Genomic DNA, 15,993 nt, shown 5'->3' on the forward strand with positions numbered 1-15,993 from the left:
CACCTTGACCTGCGGAAATAGCGCGCTGTGACGGATTGTCAGTGGTCGGGTGCAAGGTGGATGACAGCACGGGCCGAGGGGTCCTGACTGATCGAGTGGGGGAGTTCCATGACTGCCTTGACGGGCATCTCACAGGCGCCGGCGGCCGAGGGCGCCGGCACCGGTTCCGGGGCCGAGCAGGCGCTGCGGCCGCACGCCGAAGACGCCTTCGCGGACGAACTCGCCGCGCTCGCCGCCGCGGACGACCGGCCGCGGCCGGCCCGCTGGCTGATGTCGCCGTGGGCGGTGGCCACGTACCTGCTCGGCGGCACGCTGCCGGACGGCACGGTGATCACCCCGAAGTACGTGGGCCCGCGGCGGATCGTGGAGGTCGCGGTCACCACGCTCGCCACCGACCGGGCGCTGCTGCTGCTCGGCGTGCCCGGCACCGCGAAGACCTGGGTGTCGGAGCATCTGGCGGCCGCGATCAGCGGTGACTCCACGCTGCTGGTGCAGGGCACCGCGGGCACCCCCGAGGAGGCCATCCGATACGGCTGGAACTACGCGCAGTTGCTCACCCACGGCCCGAGCCGGGACGCGCTGGTGCACAGCCCGGTGATGCGGGCGATGGCCGAGGGGCGGATCGCCCGGGTGGAGGAGCTGACCCGCATCCCGGCCGACGTGCAGGACACGCTGATCACGATCCTGTCGGAGAAGACGCTGCCGATACCGGAGTTGGGCTCGGAGACGCAGGCGGTGAGCGGCTTCAACCTGATCGCCACCGCCAACGACCGCGACCGCGGGGTCAACGACCTGTCCAGCGCGCTGCGCCGCCGCTTCAACACGGTGGTGCTGCCGCTGCCCGCCTCCGCGGAGGACGAGGTGGACATCGTCTCCCGCAGGGTGGACCAGATCGGCCGCGGCCTCGAACTGCCCGCCGCCCCGCGCGGCGCGGACGAGATCCGCCGGGTGGTCACGGTCTTCCGCGAGCTGCGCGGCGGCATCACCGAGGACGGCCGCACCAAGCTCAAGTCGCCCTCGGGCACGCTCTCCACGGCCGAAGCGATCTCCGTGGTCACCGGCGGACTCGCGCTGGCCGCGCACTTCGGCGACGGGGTGCTGCGCGCGGGCGACATCGCGGCGGGCATCCTCGGGGCGGTGGTCCGCGACCCGGCGGCCGACCGGGTGATCTGGCAGGAGTACCTGGAGACGGTCGTCCGCGAGCGCGACGGCTGGAAGGACTTCTACCGGGCGTGCCGCGAGGTGTCGGCATGACCCCGCCCACCACGCTCCGCTCGGCGTCGACCGCCCGGGCGCGGACCGCGGTCGCCGCGCATGACCCGAGCGGCCCGCCCGGCCGGGCCGGAAAGCCCGGGCCCGCCACGGCGGGGGCTCCCGGTGCCGCCGCCGGGAGCCGTTCGGTGGCCGGCGCCGTCGATCCCGGCGCCGGCGGGAGCGCGCGCGGCGGCCTGGGGGAGCTGGTGCTGCTGGGGGTCCGGCACCACGGGCCCGGGTCGGCGCGCGGGGTGCGCGCGGCGCTGGAGGAGTGGCGGCCCGACGTCGTACTGATCGAGGGGCCGCCCGAGGCCGACGCGATGGTGGGGCTCGCTGCCGACCCTGAGATGCGGCCGCCGGTCGCGCTGCTCGCCCATGTGGTGGATCAGCCGGCCAAGGCCGGGTTCTGGCCGTTCGCGGAGTTCTCGCCCGAGTGGGTGGCCCTGCGGTGGGCCGCGGACAACGGCGCCGAGGTGCGCTTCATCGACCTGCCCGCCGCGCACAGCCTGGCGATGCGCGCCGAAGCCGAAGCCGAAGCCGAAGCCGGAGCCGACGGCCCTGACGGCCCCGGCGGCCCAGCACCCGACACCGACGACGAGGCGGCCGACCGCGTGCGGATCGACCCGATCGCCGTACTCGCCGAGACCGCCGGGTACGACGACCCGGAGCGCTGGTGGGAGGACGCCGTCGAGCACCGGGACGGCTCGGCGGCCGGCGCCGGCGACGCGCTCACCGCGTTCACCGCGCTGGCCGAGGCGATGACCGCCATCCGCGAGACCTACGGCGACGGCGGCCACGCCCAGGACCTGGTCCGCGAGGCGCACATGCGGCTGCGGATCCGCGACGCCCGCCGCCAGTACGGCAGAACGGCGGTGGTCTGCGGCGCCTGGCACGTGCCCGCGCTGGCCGAGCGGACGACGGCGGGCGCCGACCGGCAGGCGCTCAAGGGCCTGCCCAAGGCGAAGGTGGAGATCACCTGGGTGCCCTGGACGCACCGCAGGCTGTCCCGCGCGAGCGGCTACGGCGCCGGGATCGACTCGCCGGGCTGGTACCGGCACCTGTTCACCGCCGCCGACCGCCCCGTCACCCGGTGGATGACCAAGGTGGCCGGGCTGCTCAGGGACGAGGACCTGCCGGTGTCGTCCGCGCATGTGATCGAGGCGGTGCGGCTCGCCGACACGCTCGCCGCGATGCGCGGCCGCCCGCTGGCCGGGCTGCGCGAGACCACCGACGCGGTCAGGGCGGTGATGTGCGACGGCTCCGACGTGCCGCTCGCCCTGATCAGGGACCGGCTGGTGGTCGGCGACGTGCTCGGCGAGGTCCCGCCGGACGCACCCGCCGTGCCGCTGGCCCGCGACCTGGCCAAGGAGCAGCGCAGGCTGCGGCTCAAGCCCGAGGCGCTGGAGCGGCAGTTGGAGCTCGACCTGCGCAAGGACATGGACGCCGAGCGCAGCCGGCTGCTGCACCGGCTGGCGCTGCTCGGCATCGGCTGGGGCGAGCGGACCACCGCGTTCAACACCAAGGGCACCTTCCGGGAGAGCTGGCAGCTGCGCTGGGAACCGGAGTTGGCGGTGCGCATCGCCGAGGCCGGGATCTGGGGCACCACCGTGCAGGGCGCGGCCACCGCCCGCGCCGAGGAGACGGCCGCGAACGCGAGCACCCTCGCGGACGTCACGACCGTGGCCGAGTCCTGCCTGCTGGCCGGCCTGTCGGACGCGCTGCCGGTCGTGATGCGGGTGCTCGCCGACCGTGCCGCGCTGGACGCGGACGTGGCACACCTGGCCGCCGCGCTGCCCGCGCTGGTCCGCGCGGTCCGGTACGGCGACGTGCGCGGCACCGATTCCACGGCGCTCGCCCGGGTCGCCCACACCCTGTCCCAGCGCATCTGCGTCGGCCTGCCCCCGGCCTGCGTCGGCCTCGACGCGGACGGCGCCTCCGCGATGCGTACGCACATCGACGAGGTCCACCGCGCGATCAGTCTCCTCCCGTCCGCCCCCGCCGCGCCGGACCCCGGCCAGGGAACCTCGGTGGACGACCTCCGGGAGCGGTGGGCCGGGATGCTGGGGGGGATCGCGCGGCGGGACGGGGCGATCCCCGGCCTGCTGCGCGGGTCCGCCGCGCGGCTGCTGCTCGACGACGGGCGGCTGGACGTGGAGGAGGCCGCGCGGCTGATGGGCCTCGCGCTGTCGCCAGGAACCGGGCCCGGCGAGGCCGCCGCGTGGGTGGAGGGGTTCCTGTCCGGCGGCGGGATGCTCCTCGTGCACGACGAGCGGCTGCTCGCGCTGGTGGACGGCTGGCTGGCGAGCGTGCCGGCCGACGCCTTCACCGACGTACTGCCGTTGCTGCGGCGGACGTTCGCGGAGTTCGAGTCCGGGGTGCGCCGCACGGTCGGCGAGCTGGTCAGGCGCGGCCCCGCCGCCTCGCAGCGCCGCCCGGCCGCCTCCGCCGAGGCCGGCCTGCCCGGTTTCGGCCCCGGCCTTGACGCCGCCCGCGCGGAGGCCGCCGTCCACACCGTACGGCTGCTGCTCGGCACGGCGGCCCCGACCGAAGCGGAACTGACCGGCGCCGAGGGTGCATCCGAAACCAGCACGACCACCCCTGGGGGGACGCAGGATGACTGACACCGACGAGCGGCTGCGCCGCTGGCGCCTCGTCCTCGGCGGCGGGTCGGCCGACGGTACGGGCCGCGAACTCGCCGGCCGGGACGCGGCCATGGACCGTACGCTCACCGCGCTCTACGGCGGCTCCGCGCCCGGCGACCGGGGGGCGGCGAGGGGCGGCGACCGCTCGGCCGGGCTCGGCGGCTCCGCCCCGCAGGTCGCCCGCTGGCTCGGCGACATCCGGACGTACTTCCCCAGCTCCGTCGTCCAGGTCATGCAGCGCGACGCCATCGACCGGCTCGGGCTGTCCGCGCTGCTGCTGGAACCGGAGATGCTGGAGGCCGTGGAGGCAGACGTCCACCTGGTCGGCACCCTGCTCTCGCTCAACAAGGCGATGCCCGAGACGACCAAGGAGACCGCGCGGGCGGTGGTCCGCAAGGTCGTCGACGACCTGGAGAAGCGGCTCGCCGGCCGCACCCGGGCGACGCTGACCGGCGCGCTCGACCGTTCCGCGAAGGTCAGCCGCCCCCGGCACCGGGACATCGACTGGGACCGCACCATCCGCGCCAACCTCAAGCACTACCTGCCCGAGCACGGCACGATCGTCCCCGAGCGGCTGATCGGCTACGGCCGCGCCGACCAGGCGGTGAAGAAGGACGTGGTGCTCTGCATCGACCAGTCGGGCTCGATGGCCGCCTCCGTCGTCTACGCCTCCGTCTTCGGCGCCGTCCTCGCCTCGATGCGCTCCATCGACACCAAGCTGGTGGTCTTCGACACCGCCGTGGTCGACCTCACCGAGCAGCTGGACGACCCGGTCGACGTGCTGTTCGGCACCCAGCTCGGCGGCGGCACCGACATCAACAGGGCGCTGGCGTACTGCCAGTCGCTGATCACCCGCCCGGCCGAGACCGTCGTCGTCCTGATCAGCGACCTCTACGAGGGCGGGATAAGGGACGAGATGCTCAAGCGGGTCGCGGCCATGAAGGGCTCGGGCGTGCAGTTCGTCGCGCTGCTCGCGCTGTCCGACGAGGGCACCCCCGCCTACGACCGGGAGCACGCCGCCGCGCTGGCCGCCCTCGGCGCCCCCGCGTTCGCCTGCACCCCCGACCTGTTCCCCGAGGTGATGGCCGCCGCCATCGAGAAGCGCCCGCTCCCGATACCGGACGCTCTGTGACCGTTCTCACCGCTCACATGTGATCGGTGATTTAGGACGAGGCGCGCCCCGGCGATAGCCTGCAAGACGGACATGCCGCGTACTCGGTCACCGTGTGCGCTTTCTTGTGACAGTGCAGCAGTCGCCCTGCCCGTAGCGGCACGCCCAGGCAGACCAACCCAGGCAGCCAACCGCTGAATCACTGAATTCCAGGGAAAAAAGGGAGACGGACGCGCGTGGACCTGTTCGAGTACCAGGCGAGGGACCTCTTCGCCAAGCACGGTGTACCGGTGCTGGCCGGTGAAGTCATCGACACGCCTGAGGCGGCGCGCGAGGTGGCGGAGCGACTCGGCGGCCGTGCGGTCGTCAAGGCGCAGGTCAAGGTCGGCGGCCGGGGCAAGGCGGGCGGCGTGAAGCTGGCCGCCGACCCGGCCGACGCGGTGGCCAAGGCCGACGCGATCCTGGGCATGGACATCAAGGGCCACACGGTCCACAAGGTGATGCTCGCCCAGACCGCGGACATCAAGGAGGAGTACTACGTCTCCTTCCTGCTGGACCGCACCAACCGCACCTTCCTCGCGATGGCGTCCGTCGAGGGCGGCGTCGAGATCGAGATCGTCGCGGAGGAGAACCCCGACGCGCTGGCCAAGGTCCCGGTGGACGCGCTGGAGGGCGTGACCCCGGCCAAGGCCGCCGAGATCGTCGCCGCGGCGAAGTTCCCGGCCGAGATCGCCGACCAGGTCGCGTCCGTGCTGCAGCAGCTGTGGACCGTCTTCATCAAGGAAGACGCCCTGCTCGTCGAGGTCAACCCGCTGGTCAAGACCGGCGAGGGCAAGATCGTCGCGCTGGACGGCAAGGTGTCGCTGGACGAGAACGCCGCGTTCAGGCAGCCGGAGCACGAGGCGCTCGAAGACAAGGCCGCCGCCAACCCGCTGGAGGCCGCCGCCAAGGCCAAGGGCCTGAACTACGTCAAGCTCGACGGCCAGGTCGGCATCATCGGCAACGGCGCGGGCCTGGTCATGTCGACCCTCGACGTCGTCGCCTACGCCGGCGAGGCGCACGGCGGCGTGAAGCCCGCCAACTTCCTCGACATCGGCGGCGGCGCGTCCGCCGAGGTGATGGCCAACGGCCTGGAGATCATCCTCGGCGACCCGGACGTCAAGTCCGTGTTCGTCAACGTCTTCGGCGGCATCACCGCCTGCGACGAGGTGGCCAACGGCATCGTCCAGGCGCTCGAACTGCTCAAGTCCAAGGGCGAGGCGGTCACCAAGCCGCTGGTCGTCCGGCTGGACGGCAACAACGCGGAGCTGGGTCGCAAGATCCTGTCCGACGCCAACCACCCGCTGGTGCAGCGGGTGGACACCATGGACGGAGCGGCCGACAAGGCCGCCGAGCTGGCTGCGAAGTAAGGGACGAGGACACCGACAACCATGGCTATCTTCCTGACCAAGGACAGCAAGGTCATCGTCCAGGGCATGACCGGCGCCACCGGCATGAAGCACACCAAGCTGATGCTGGCCGACGGCACGAACATCGTCGGCGGCGTCAACCCGCGCAAGGCCGGCACCACCGTCAGCTTCGACCAGGGCGAGGTCCCGGTCTTCGGTTCCGTGCAGGAGGCCATCAAGGCCACCGGCGCTGATGTGACGGTCATCTTCGTCCCGGAGAAGTTCACCAAGGACGCGGTGGTCGAGGCCATCGAGGCCGAGATCCCGCTCGCGGTCGTCATCACCGAGGGCGTCGCGGTGCACGACTCCGCCGCGTTCTGGGCGCTGGCCCAGGCCAAGGGCAACAAGACCCGGATCATCGGCCCGAACTGCCCCGGCCTGATCACCCCCGGCCAGTCCAACGCGGGCATCATCCCCGGTGACATCACCAAGCCCGGCCGGATCGGCCTGGTGTCGAAGTCCGGCACGCTGACGTACCAGATGATGTACGAGCTGCGGGACATCGGCTTCTCGACCGCGGTCGGCATCGGCGGCGACCCGGTGATCGGCACCACGCACATCGACGCGCTGGCCGCGTTCGAGGCGGACCCCGACACCGACCTGATCGTGATGATCGGCGAGATCGGCGGCGACGCGGAGGAGCGGGCGGCGGCGTACATCGCGAAGAACGTGACGAAGCCGGTCGTCGGCTACGTGGCGGGCTTCACCGCGCCCGAGGGCAAGACGATGGGGCACGCGGGCGCGATCGTCTCGGGCTCGTCGGGCACGGCCCAGGCGAAGAAGGAAGCGTTGGAGGCCGCGGGCGTGAAGGTCGGCAAGACGCCGTCCGAGACGGCCCGCCTGGCGCGCACCCTCCTCTCCGCCTGACCCCGTCTCCCCGCTTCTCCCCGGCCCGGCGGGCCCGCTTCCCCTTCACAGGAGGCGAGCCCGCCGGGCCGTTTCCATGCTCCCGGCTCCGCCCGGTTTGAGGAGCACGGGGCTGCGCTTCATTTGCGGCTGCCGCCGCGTGGGCGCGAGCAGCGCTGCCGGGGCGGCCCCGGCATCATCAGGGGCGCGGGGAACTGCGCCACCAGCCCCCACCGGCCTGGGGGCACCCCCGGCCGAAGGTTGGGGGAGGTCGGGAAACAACAGGACCAGCCCCTTCGGGCCGGTGGTAAGGCGCGCCGCCGTCGTGGCTTGTCGCGCAGTTCCCCGCGCCCCTGAAAAACCTGGCGTAGCCGGGAGCCTCCTTGCGGCGGCAGCGCCGTGGCTCTGAAAACCGGGCGTAGCCGGGAGCGTCCGCGCAGCGGGGCTACCGGGGGGTTGGCCAGCGGGGGAGACGGATGGGCCTCGGGGGGCGGCCCGGGTGGAAGAAGTGCGGGGCCGCGGCCGTACCGGAAACGTGGGGCGTGGTGGACGGGATGGTTGCCGGGTTCGCGCCGAAGGCGTGGGGCGTGGTGGACGGGATGGAGGCCGGGTTCCCATCGGAAGCGTGCGGCGTGGTGACCGGCTTCCGCGCCGGAGGCGCAGGGCTGTGGTCGGGGGAGACCGCGATCGTCACCACCGTCGCCGCCACGATGAGCCCCGCCACCGCGTAGACCCCGAGTGTCCGCCGCCGCACCCCCCGCTCGCTCGCCCCCCGCACCCCCTCGGGCCGGTCGGGCGGTGCCCCGTCCGCCCCGTCGAGCAGCGCCCCGAGCCGGACGGCGACCCCGTCGCCGTCGCCGTCGCCGTCCTCGTCGAGGCCCGGTACGTCCGCGGCGAGCGCGGCCCGCGCCCGCTCCACCCGTCCGGCCGTCGCCATCGTGCTCGCCTGGGTCTCCTCGGCGGCCTCCGGCAGGTCGATGCCGAGGCCGTCGTGCAGGAGGACGGTCTGCCGGCGGTCGGCGGGCAGCCGCAGCAGGGCCGCCCGCAGGGCGCCGTCGGCCTCGGGGTCGAGCAGCGCCCGGGTCAGCATGCGCGGATGCGTCCGGTGCCCGGGCACCCAGCGCTGCCAGGGCGCGAGCGCGTACCGGTACGCGGCGGCCCGTACCCAGCCCACCGGCTCGGGATCACGGGCCACCTCGGGCCAGTGCTGCCAGGCGAGGTCGAACGCCCGGGCGACGGTGTGACGGGCGAAGGGCGGGTTGCCGGTGAGGAGTTCGACCTGCCGCAGGAGGCCGCTCGCGCTGCGCAGGTAGAGCTGGTCGAAGGCGGCTTCCGGGGTGCGGGTGTCGTCCTCGCGGGTACGGTCATCGGCCGGATCGTCGCGCTCGCCGTCGGCGCGGGGAGACGGTCCCGGCGCGGGCGCGGGCGCGGGCGCGGGCGCGGGTGCGGGCTTGGGCTCGGATGTGGGCGTGGGCGCGGACTTGCGCTCGGCCTTCGCCGTCGGCCTCGGGGTGCGCTTCGGCGCCGGCTTCGGGCGCGGGGTGGGCTTGGGTTTCGTGACGGGCGTCGGCGTGGGCTTGGGCGAGGCTTTCGGCATCGCCTCGGGGGTGGGCTCCGGGGCCGGGTCCGGCTTGGGTTTCGCGGGCGCCGGCGGCCCCGGCTTCGGGGGCGGCGCCGGTTTGGGCCTCGGCTTCGGTTTCGGCTTCGTCTCGGGCTCGGCGGCCGTCGCCGTGCCGGTCGAGGCCGGAACCTTCGTGCGGACCGCCGACCGCTTGCGAGGGCTCATCGCTCGCGCCTGCCGGTGCCGCGCGTTCCGTCATCCCGTACATATGACGGTGTGTAAAGAGGACACATAACGCCCATCGTGGGCGACACGACGACCTTTCGCTCCTTGCATAGGCGAATCGGGTGTTTTTGACACCATGGGACGCCGTGACCCACATGACCGAGCACGCCCCGGTTCTCCCCGGCGACCCCGCCGCCCGCGCGCGGCGGGCCGCCGTGGCCCGCTTCTCCGCGTTCGCGGCGGGAGTCGCCGCCGCGTGCCTCAGCCTCGGGGTGCTCGGCGCGCTCGTCCTGCTGCTGTGGATCGGCTCGCCGTTCCCCGACAGCGGGCTCGGCGGCGCGCTGCACGTCGGCGCCGGGCTGTGGCTGCTCGCGCAGGGCGCGGACCTGGTCCGTACGCACACCCTGTCCGGCCACTCGGCGCCGATCGGGGTCACACCGCTGCTGCTCACCGCGCTGCCCGCGTGGCTGCTGCACCGGGCCGCGGCCTCGGCGGCGGCCGCGCGGCGCGATGACGGCATCCAGGAGTCGGCCGTCGCCGCCGGGTGGGTGCTCGGGGGTTACCTGGCGGTGGCCTCGGGCGTGGCCGCGTACGCCGCCGGCGGCTCCGTGCACGTCGATCTGCTCGGCGCCGCGGTGTACGTGCCGCTCTTCGCGCTGGCCGTGGTCGCCGCGGGCGCGTGGGCCGGGTGCGGCCGGCCGCCGATCGTACGGTGGTTTCCGCGCGCGGGCGACGTCGCCGCGGCGCTGCGGGCCGGCGGGATCGCGACCGGCGTGCTCGTGGCCGGTGGCGCGCTGCTCGGCGCGGGATCGCTGGTATGGCACGCGGGCGCGGTGGGCCGGACGTTCGAGCAGCTCAGCGGGCCGCTGGCGGGGCGGATCGCGGTACTGCTCGTGGCGCTCGCGCTGGCGCCGAACGTGGCGGTGTGGGGCGCGGCGTACGGCCTCGGAACGGGGTTTGCCGTGGGCGCCGGCAGTGCGGTGGCGCCCGCCGGGGCGTCGGGGTATCCGTTGCTGCCCGGCTTCCCGCTGCTCGCGGCCCTCCCGGGCCAGGGCGGGGGGACAGCGGTCACGTGGGCGGCGGTGGGGGTGCCGGTGCTCGCGGGTTGTGCGGCGGGTTGGTCGGCCGGCCGGGCGGGCCGGGCGCCGGCCCGGGCGGTGCTTGTGGCTGCGGGCGCGGCGGTCAGCTGCGGCGCGGCGGTAGGACTACTCGCGGCGTGGTCCGCGGGCCCCATGGGAACGTCCCGGCTGTCGACGTTCGGCCCCAGCGAGCTGTGGACCCCCCTGGCGGCCCTCGCCTGGACCCTGACCGTCGCGATCCCCACGTCCCTGGCCCTGACATGGCGCCCAACGCTCCCGGCCCTGACGTGGCGCCCGACGTGGCCCCGCCGAATCCCCACGCCCGGGTGGCGCCTGCCATGGCGCCCAACGCTCCCCGCCGTGACGTGGCGCCCGACGTGGCCCCGCCGAATCCCCACGCCCGGGTGGCGCCTGCCCTTCGCGACTCGACGCGATTCGCCCCCGCTACCCCCACCCCCGCCCCACCCCCCAACAGTCCCCCCGCCGCTCCCCCCGAAGCCCCCGCTCCCCCCGCCCGCCCGCGACTAACACCCGGCCCGCTCCCCTGGGCCACCCGCCGTTGTCGATTGCGCCCCGCTCCCGACCGCGCCCCGCCGGTGGGCTGATCGCGCAGTTCCCCGCGCCCCTTCGGGGCACGTCCGGCCGGGAGCGCCCACGCGGCGGCAGCCGCAGATCAATCACAGGCCCGAGCCCCTGGGCTACCCGCCGTTGTCGGTTGCGCCCCGGCGGTGGGCTGATCGCGCAGTTCCCCGCGCCCCTTCGGGGGCACGTCCCGGCCGGGAGCGCCCACGCGGCGGCAGCCGCAAATCAACAACAGCCCCAAGCCCCTTCGGGGCACGTCCCGGCCGGGAGCGCCCACGCGGCGGCAGCCGCCGATCGGTCGGGGCCTGAGGTGTTGCCCCGTCAGGGGCGCGGGGAACTGCGCGATCAGCCACGACGGGCCCGCACGGGTCCACCGGCCGGCGGCATGGGCGTCCTCGTGCGGCGGTAGCCGCCCGCCCCTGGGGCCCGAGGTGTGCCCCGTCAGGGGCGCGGGGAACTGCGCGACTAGCCACGACGGGCCCGCACGGGTCCACCGGCCGGGGGCGTGGGCGTCCTCGCGCGGCGGTAGCCGCCCGCCCCCGGGGCCTGAGGTGTTGCCCCGTCAGGGGCGCGGGGAACTGCGCGATCAGCTACGACGGGCCCGCACGGGTCCACCGGCCGGGGGCATGGGCGTGCTCGCGCGGCGGTAGCCGCCCGCCCTCTGGGGTCTGAGGTGTGCCTCGTCAGGGGCGCGGGGAACTGCGCGATCAGCCACGACGGGGCCGCGGCGGCCCACCGGCCGGGGGGCTGGGGTCTCCCCGGCTACCTGGCCCGGAGGGCGGCTAGCTGCGGAGCGACGGCACGTGTCGCAGCGGTGACGGCAGCAGCCTGTCGCACGTCTGGGACGCCGGGTGCGTCAGCGCGTCCTTCTTGCACGTGTAGTAATCGCGGTACGCGACCTGGAGGGCGAACGTCGCCGCCACCAGCGCCAGCGTCACCGCGCTGGTGACGATGCCCGTCCACGCCGCCGTCAGGAAGGAGCGCTGGGCGTCGGGGCCGGGCGCCGGGGGAGCCGGGCGCGGGGTCTGGGTCGCGTCGGCCAGGGCGGACGCCGCCTCCGCGCGGGCCTTCGCCCGCGTCTCGGGCGACATCCGCAGCGCGCTGACCCCCCAGTAAAGCGCCAGCGCCCCCAAAAGCATCGAGACGTTGGACCATCCGAGGATCCAGAAGAGCAGGCCCCACATCCCGCAGATCAGCGCGTAGCGCGACCGCCGCTGCGCCGGGTCGGTGGGGTCGAAGCGGGGCGCGGTGCCCTGCGGCCCGGTCGGCCCGCCGGTGTTCTGCGGCGGGCGGCCGAACGGGTCGGGGCGGCCGGACTGCGGCTGCTGGTTGCTCCACTGGCTGCCCCAGGCCGGCGGCTGCCGCCGGTCGGGCGGGCCCGAGGGAGGGGTGGGCCCTGCCGGGGACGAACCCGACGGCTGCCGCGGCTCCCACGGCCGGTCCGGGGTGCCCTCGGCGGGCGGCGCGAACGGGTTGTCCTGCTCGTCCTGCCCGCCGGCACCCGAGCCGGATCCCGAACCCGAGCCGGACCCGGAACCCGAGCCGGACCCGGCGCCCGAGCCCGCGCCAGAACCGGACCCCGCGCCGGACCCCCGCCCCTGGTCCTGATCCTGCTCGCCCCCGGGCGCGCGCAGCGCGAGACGAATACGGCCGCTGCTCATGATGTGATGCGCCATCCCCTTGGGCCCGACTCCTCGTACTAGTCCCGAGTGCACGCTCCCGCGCGCCGCTGCGCCCGTGCGCTCTGCTTCATGCTCGCCGCTGCGCGCGCTCCCGGACGCCCGCATCCGTGTCAGATGCGTCACGTCCACTCCCGCGCACGGCGCTCGCACGACCGCTCTCCACCCAGACGCTACCGCCCGGACGCTCCCCCGTCCCCCGGGGGCCGCCGCGAGTGCCGGTATCGTTGCTGACGGTCGGCGGCCTTGTAGGGTTCCCCGGATTCCGGTCGGCCTCCGACTCGTACGATCATCCAACATGTAGTCCAGCCCGGAGCCCGACCCGGAATCCGTCACGGATACCCCTCCTTCAGTTCTGCGGGCGATCCGCAGTCGTTCCGCACGGACTCGAAGGACTCGCGAGAGAGAGCCCCCGCCAGTGGCCGCCCGAACCCCCGCCCGCCTCGTCGTGCTCGTCTCCGGTTCCGGGACGAATCTTCAGGCGCTGCTCGACGCCATCGACTCCGACCCCTCCTACGGTGCCACGATCGTCGCCGTGGGGGCGGACCGCGAGGGCGTCGCCGGCCTGGAACGGGCCGAGCGGGCCGGGCTGCCGACCTTCACCGTCCGGGTCCGCGACCACGCCGACCGCGCCGCGTGGGACCTCGCGCTCACCGAGGCGACCCGCCGGTACGAGCCCGACCTCGTCGTGTCGGCCGGCTTCATGAAGATCGTCGGCAAGGAGTTCCTCGCGGTCTACGGCGGCCGGTTCGTCAACACCCACCCGGCGCTGCTGCCGAGCTTCCCCGGCGCGCACGGGGTTCGGGACGCGCTGGCGTACGGAGCGAAGGTGACCGGCTGCACCGTCCACTTCGTGGACGACGGCGTGGACACCGGGCCGGTCATCGCGCAGAGCGCCGTCGAGATCCGGCCGGACGACACGGAGGACGCGCTCCACGAGCGCATCAAGCAGGTCGAACGGCGACTGCTTGTCGAGGTAGTAGGGCGGCTGTCGCGCGACGGCTACCGCATCGAAGGACGAAAGGTTCTGATTCCGGCATGAGCGCCGAAGGCAGCACGCACCCCACCCCCGGCACCACCACCACCGGCAACGCGGCGGGCGACACCAAGCGGCCGGTGCGCCGCGCCCTGATCAGTGTGTACGACAAGACCGGCCTCGACGAGCTGGCCCGCGGCCTGCACGAGGCCGGTGTCGAACTGGTCTCCACCGGCTCCACCGCGGGCCGGATCGCCGCCGCCGGCGTGCCGGTCACCAAGGTCGAGGAGCTGACCGGCTTCCCCGAGTGCCTGGACGGCCGGGTCAAGACGCTGCACCCGAAGGTGCACGCCGGCATCCTCGCCGACCTGCGGCTGCCCGACCACCAGCGGCAGCTCACCGAGCTGGGCATCGAACCGTTCGGCCTGGTCGTGGTGAACCTCTACCCGTTCCGCGAGACCGTCGCCTCCGGCGCGAGCCCGGACGAGTGCGTGGAGCAGATCGACATCGGCGGCCCCTCGATGGTCCGCGCCGCCGCCAAGAACCACCCGTCGGTCGCCGTGGTCACCAGCCCGGAGCGGTACGCGGACGTACTCGCCGCGGTCGCCGGCGGCGGCTTCGACCTGGCCGCCCGCAAGCGGCTCGCCGCCGAGGCGTTCCAGCACACGGCCGCCTACGACGTGGCCGTCGCCTCCTGGTTCCTAGCGGGCTACTCGGACGATGACGCGCTGCCGGCGTTCAGCGGGCACACCTACACCCGCCAGCACACCCTGCGCTACGGCGAGAACCCGCACCAGGCCGCCGCGATCTACACCGACGGCTCCGGCAAGGGCCTGGCCGGCGCCGAGCAGCTGCACGGCAAGGAGATGTCGTTCAACAACTACGTGGACACCGAGGCCGCCCGCCGGGCCGCCTACGACCACGACGGCATCTGCGTGGCGGTCGTCAAGCACGCCAACCCCTGCGGCATCGCGGTCGGTTCGGACGTGGCCGAGGCGCACCGCAAGGCGCACGCCTGCGACCCGAAGTCGGCGTTCGGCGGGGTGATCGCCGTCAACCGGCCGGTGTCGGTGGCGATGGCCGAGCAGGTCGCGGAGATCTTCACCGAGGTCATCGTCGCGCCTGGCTACGAGGAGGGCGCCGTGGAGATCCTGGCCGCCCGGAAGAACCTGCGGGTGCTGCGCTGCGCGGACGCGCCGGACGCCGTCACCGAGCTCAAGCCGATCGAGGGCGGGCTGCTCGTCCAGGTCAAGGACCGGCTCCAGGCCGCCGGCGACGACCCGTCGCAGTGGACGCTGGCCGCCGGCGAGCCGCTCAGCCCCGCCGAGCTGGCCGACCTGGCCTTCGCCTGGCGGGCCTGCCGCGCGGTGAAGTCCAACGCGATCCTGCTGGCCAAGGACGGCGCCTCGGTCGGCGTCGGCATGGGCCAGGTCAACCGGGTGGATTCGGCGAAGCTGGCGGTGGAACGGGCCGGTGCCGAGCGCGCCGCGGGCTCGTACGCGGCCTCCGACGCGTACTTCCCGTTCCCCGACGGCCTTGAGGTGCTCACCGAGGCGGGCGTCAAGGCCGTGGTGCAGCCGGGCGGTTCGGTACGCGACGAGCTGTCGATCGAGGCGGCGAAGAAGGCCGGCGTGACGATGTACATGACGGGCACCCGGCACTTCTTCCACTGAGCGGCGACACGTACGACGGCCGGGCCCCCTCACCAGCTCGACGAGGGGCCCGGCCGTCGCACGTCAGCGCTCAGCGTTCAGGGGGCAGAGGGCGCGCCGGTGCGCGCGCTCACAGCTGGTCCTTGACCACCACCGTGCTCACGCACTTGTCCGCGAACGTCTGCCGCTTGTCGTCCCACAGCGGCCACAGATAGCCCAGGCAGCAGGCCATCGAGTCCAGCACGTGCAGCAGCCGGCGGCCGAACGCCATGCCGAAGCCGAGCGCCGAGCCGTCAGCCAGCCGCAGCAGCCGGATGCCGACGATCCGCTTGCCCGGCGTCTGGCCGGTCTTGCCCTCGCGGTAGGCGAGGTAGAGGGTGACGGCCAGGCCCAGCAGGCCGCCGATCGCGATCAGCGAGAGCGAGCTGCTCTGGATCTTCGGGTTCGGGCAGTTCGCCGACGAGATGCCCTGGTCGTCGCACTTCTGCTGCGCGTCGTAGACCTTGACGATGAACTTCACGTAGCCCGCGATCACCAGGCCGGCGGGTATCAGCCCGAACATCAGCCCGTCCAGCAGCTGCGCGCCGACCCGCGCGCCCCAGCTCGCGAACGGCGGCATGCCGGCCGGCAGTCCCATCGGGCCCTGCTGGTAGCCGTATCCGTACGGGGCCGCGGGGTATCCCTGCTGCGGCTGGCCCGCGTACCCGGGCGGATACCCCGGATACCCCTGCTGGCCGCCCTGGCCCGGACCGGGACCCTGACCCTGGCCCCCCGGCGCGGGATAGCCGAACGGCGGCGCGGGCGGCTGCTGCTGCGGTGGCTGCTGCGGGTAGCCCTGGGCGTACGGATTCTGCTCCGGCGGCTGCCCGCCGGGCTGCTTCTCCGGCTGGTCGCCGTACGGGTTCTGACCGGGTGGTTGACTCACGTGCGGATTCCTT

The 15,993-nt window shown here is 74.2% G+C and carries 11 protein-coding genes; 8 read left to right on the forward strand and 3 right to left on the reverse strand.

The window, feature by feature from the left end:
• Window positions 1–108 precede the first annotated feature (108 nt).
• The 5 genes from ACQPW6_RS24990 to sucD all read left to right on the forward strand — a co-directional run bounded on the left by ACQPW6_RS24990 (window position 109) and on the right by sucD (window position 7,322).
• Entirely contained in the window at window positions 109–1,254 is a 1,146-nt protein-coding gene (locus tag ACQPW6_RS24990) for an ATP-binding protein (protein ID WP_433891910.1), read from the forward strand.
• On the forward strand, window positions 1,251–3,875 hold the full coding sequence (locus ACQPW6_RS24995) for a DUF5682 family protein (RefSeq protein ID WP_433891911.1): 2,625 nt from the start codon (window positions 1,251–1,253) through the stop codon (window positions 3,873–3,875). Before ACQPW6_RS24990 ends, ACQPW6_RS24995 begins: the two co-directional genes overlap by 4 nt.
• A complete protein-coding gene (locus ACQPW6_RS25000) occupies window positions 3,868–5,028 on the forward strand; it encodes a VWA domain-containing protein (protein WP_433891912.1) in 1,161 nt (386 codons plus the stop codon). The genes ACQPW6_RS24995 and ACQPW6_RS25000 overlap by 8 nt, the downstream gene beginning before the upstream one ends.
• 215 nt (window positions 5,029–5,243) lie before the next feature.
• Window positions 5,244–6,416 carry an ADP-forming succinate--CoA ligase subunit beta gene (gene sucC / locus ACQPW6_RS25005; protein WP_433891913.1) on the forward strand — a complete coding sequence of 391 codons (1,173 nt, stop codon included), beginning with the start codon at window positions 5,244–5,246 and terminating at the stop codon, window positions 6,414–6,416.
• 21 nt (window positions 6,417–6,437) lie between these two features.
• Window positions 6,438–7,322 carry a succinate--CoA ligase subunit alpha gene (sucD, locus tag ACQPW6_RS25010; protein WP_433891914.1) on the forward strand — a complete coding sequence of 295 codons (885 nt, stop codon included), beginning with the start codon at window positions 6,438–6,440 and terminating at the stop codon, window positions 7,320–7,322.
• 424 nt (window positions 7,323–7,746) lie between these two features.
• On the opposite strand, the gene ACQPW6_RS25015 is transcribed toward sucD, so the two are convergent.
• Window positions 7,747–8,898: a sigma factor-like helix-turn-helix DNA-binding protein gene (locus tag ACQPW6_RS25015; RefSeq protein ID WP_433891915.1), complete on the reverse strand. Its 1,152-nt coding sequence runs from the start codon at window positions 8,896–8,898 to the stop codon at window positions 7,747–7,749.
• A 344-nt stretch (window positions 8,899–9,242) separates the two neighbouring features.
• Between ACQPW6_RS25015 and ACQPW6_RS25020 the strand changes: the two genes are divergently transcribed.
• Window positions 9,243–10,694 (forward strand): cell division protein PerM, encoded by a 1,452-nt coding sequence (locus ACQPW6_RS25020; protein ID WP_433894647.1) that lies wholly within the window; start codon window positions 9,243–9,245, stop codon window positions 10,692–10,694.
• Between the two features lie 836 nt (window positions 10,695–11,530).
• Here ACQPW6_RS25020 and ACQPW6_RS25025 read toward each other — a convergent pair.
• Window positions 11,531–12,424 (reverse strand): hypothetical protein, encoded by an 894-nt coding sequence (locus tag ACQPW6_RS25025; RefSeq protein WP_433891916.1) that lies wholly within the window; start codon window positions 12,422–12,424, stop codon window positions 11,531–11,533.
• Between the two features lie 421 nt (window positions 12,425–12,845).
• On the opposite strand from ACQPW6_RS25025, the gene purN reads away from it, so the two are divergent.
• A complete protein-coding gene (gene purN / locus ACQPW6_RS25030) occupies window positions 12,846–13,469 on the forward strand; it encodes a phosphoribosylglycinamide formyltransferase (protein WP_433891917.1) in 624 nt (207 codons plus the stop codon).
• Window positions 13,466–15,076, forward strand: a complete 1,611-nt coding sequence (gene purH / locus ACQPW6_RS25035) for a bifunctional phosphoribosylaminoimidazolecarboxamide formyltransferase/IMP cyclohydrolase (protein WP_433891918.1) — start codon at window positions 13,466–13,468, stop codon at window positions 15,074–15,076. Before purN ends, purH begins: the two co-directional genes overlap by 4 nt.
• A gap of 109 nt (window positions 15,077–15,185) precedes the next feature.
• Here purH and ACQPW6_RS25040 read toward each other — a convergent pair whose 3' ends face one another.
• Window positions 15,186–15,980: an RDD family protein gene (locus tag ACQPW6_RS25040; RefSeq protein ID WP_433891919.1), complete on the reverse strand. Its 795-nt coding sequence runs from the start codon at window positions 15,978–15,980 to the stop codon at window positions 15,186–15,188.
• Window positions 15,981–15,993 lie beyond the last annotated feature (13 nt).

This window comes from Streptomyces sp. CA-111067, assembly GCF_050956065.1.
Classification (GTDB): Bacteria; Actinomycetota; Actinomycetes; order Streptomycetales; family Streptomycetaceae; genus Actinacidiphila.

Coding starts and splice junctions, on each gene's coding strand:
- ACQPW6_RS24990 (WP_433891910.1), top strand. CDS start 109: ATGACTGCCTTGACGGGCATCTCACAGGCGCCGGCGGCCGAGGGCGCC.
- ACQPW6_RS24995 (WP_433891911.1), top strand. CDS start 1,251: ATGACCCCGCCCACCACGCTCCGCTCGGCGTCGACCGCCCGGGCGCGG.
- sucD (WP_433891914.1), top strand. CDS start 6,438: ATGGCTATCTTCCTGACCAAGGACAGCAAGGTCATCGTCCAGGGCATG.
- purH (WP_433891918.1), top strand. CDS start 13,466: ATGAGCGCCGAAGGCAGCACGCACCCCACCCCCGGCACCACCACCACC.
- ACQPW6_RS25000 (WP_433891912.1), top strand. CDS start 3,868: ATGACTGACACCGACGAGCGGCTGCGCCGCTGGCGCCTCGTCCTCGGC.
- ACQPW6_RS25025 (WP_433891916.1), bottom strand. CDS start 12,424: ATGGCGCATCACATCATGAGCAGCGGCCGTATTCGTCTCGCGCTGCGC.
- ACQPW6_RS25020 (WP_433894647.1), top strand. CDS start 9,243: ATGACCGAGCACGCCCCGGTTCTCCCCGGCGACCCCGCCGCCCGCGCG.
- ACQPW6_RS25015 (WP_433891915.1), bottom strand. CDS start 8,898: ATGCCGAAAGCCTCGCCCAAGCCCACGCCGACGCCCGTCACGAAACCC.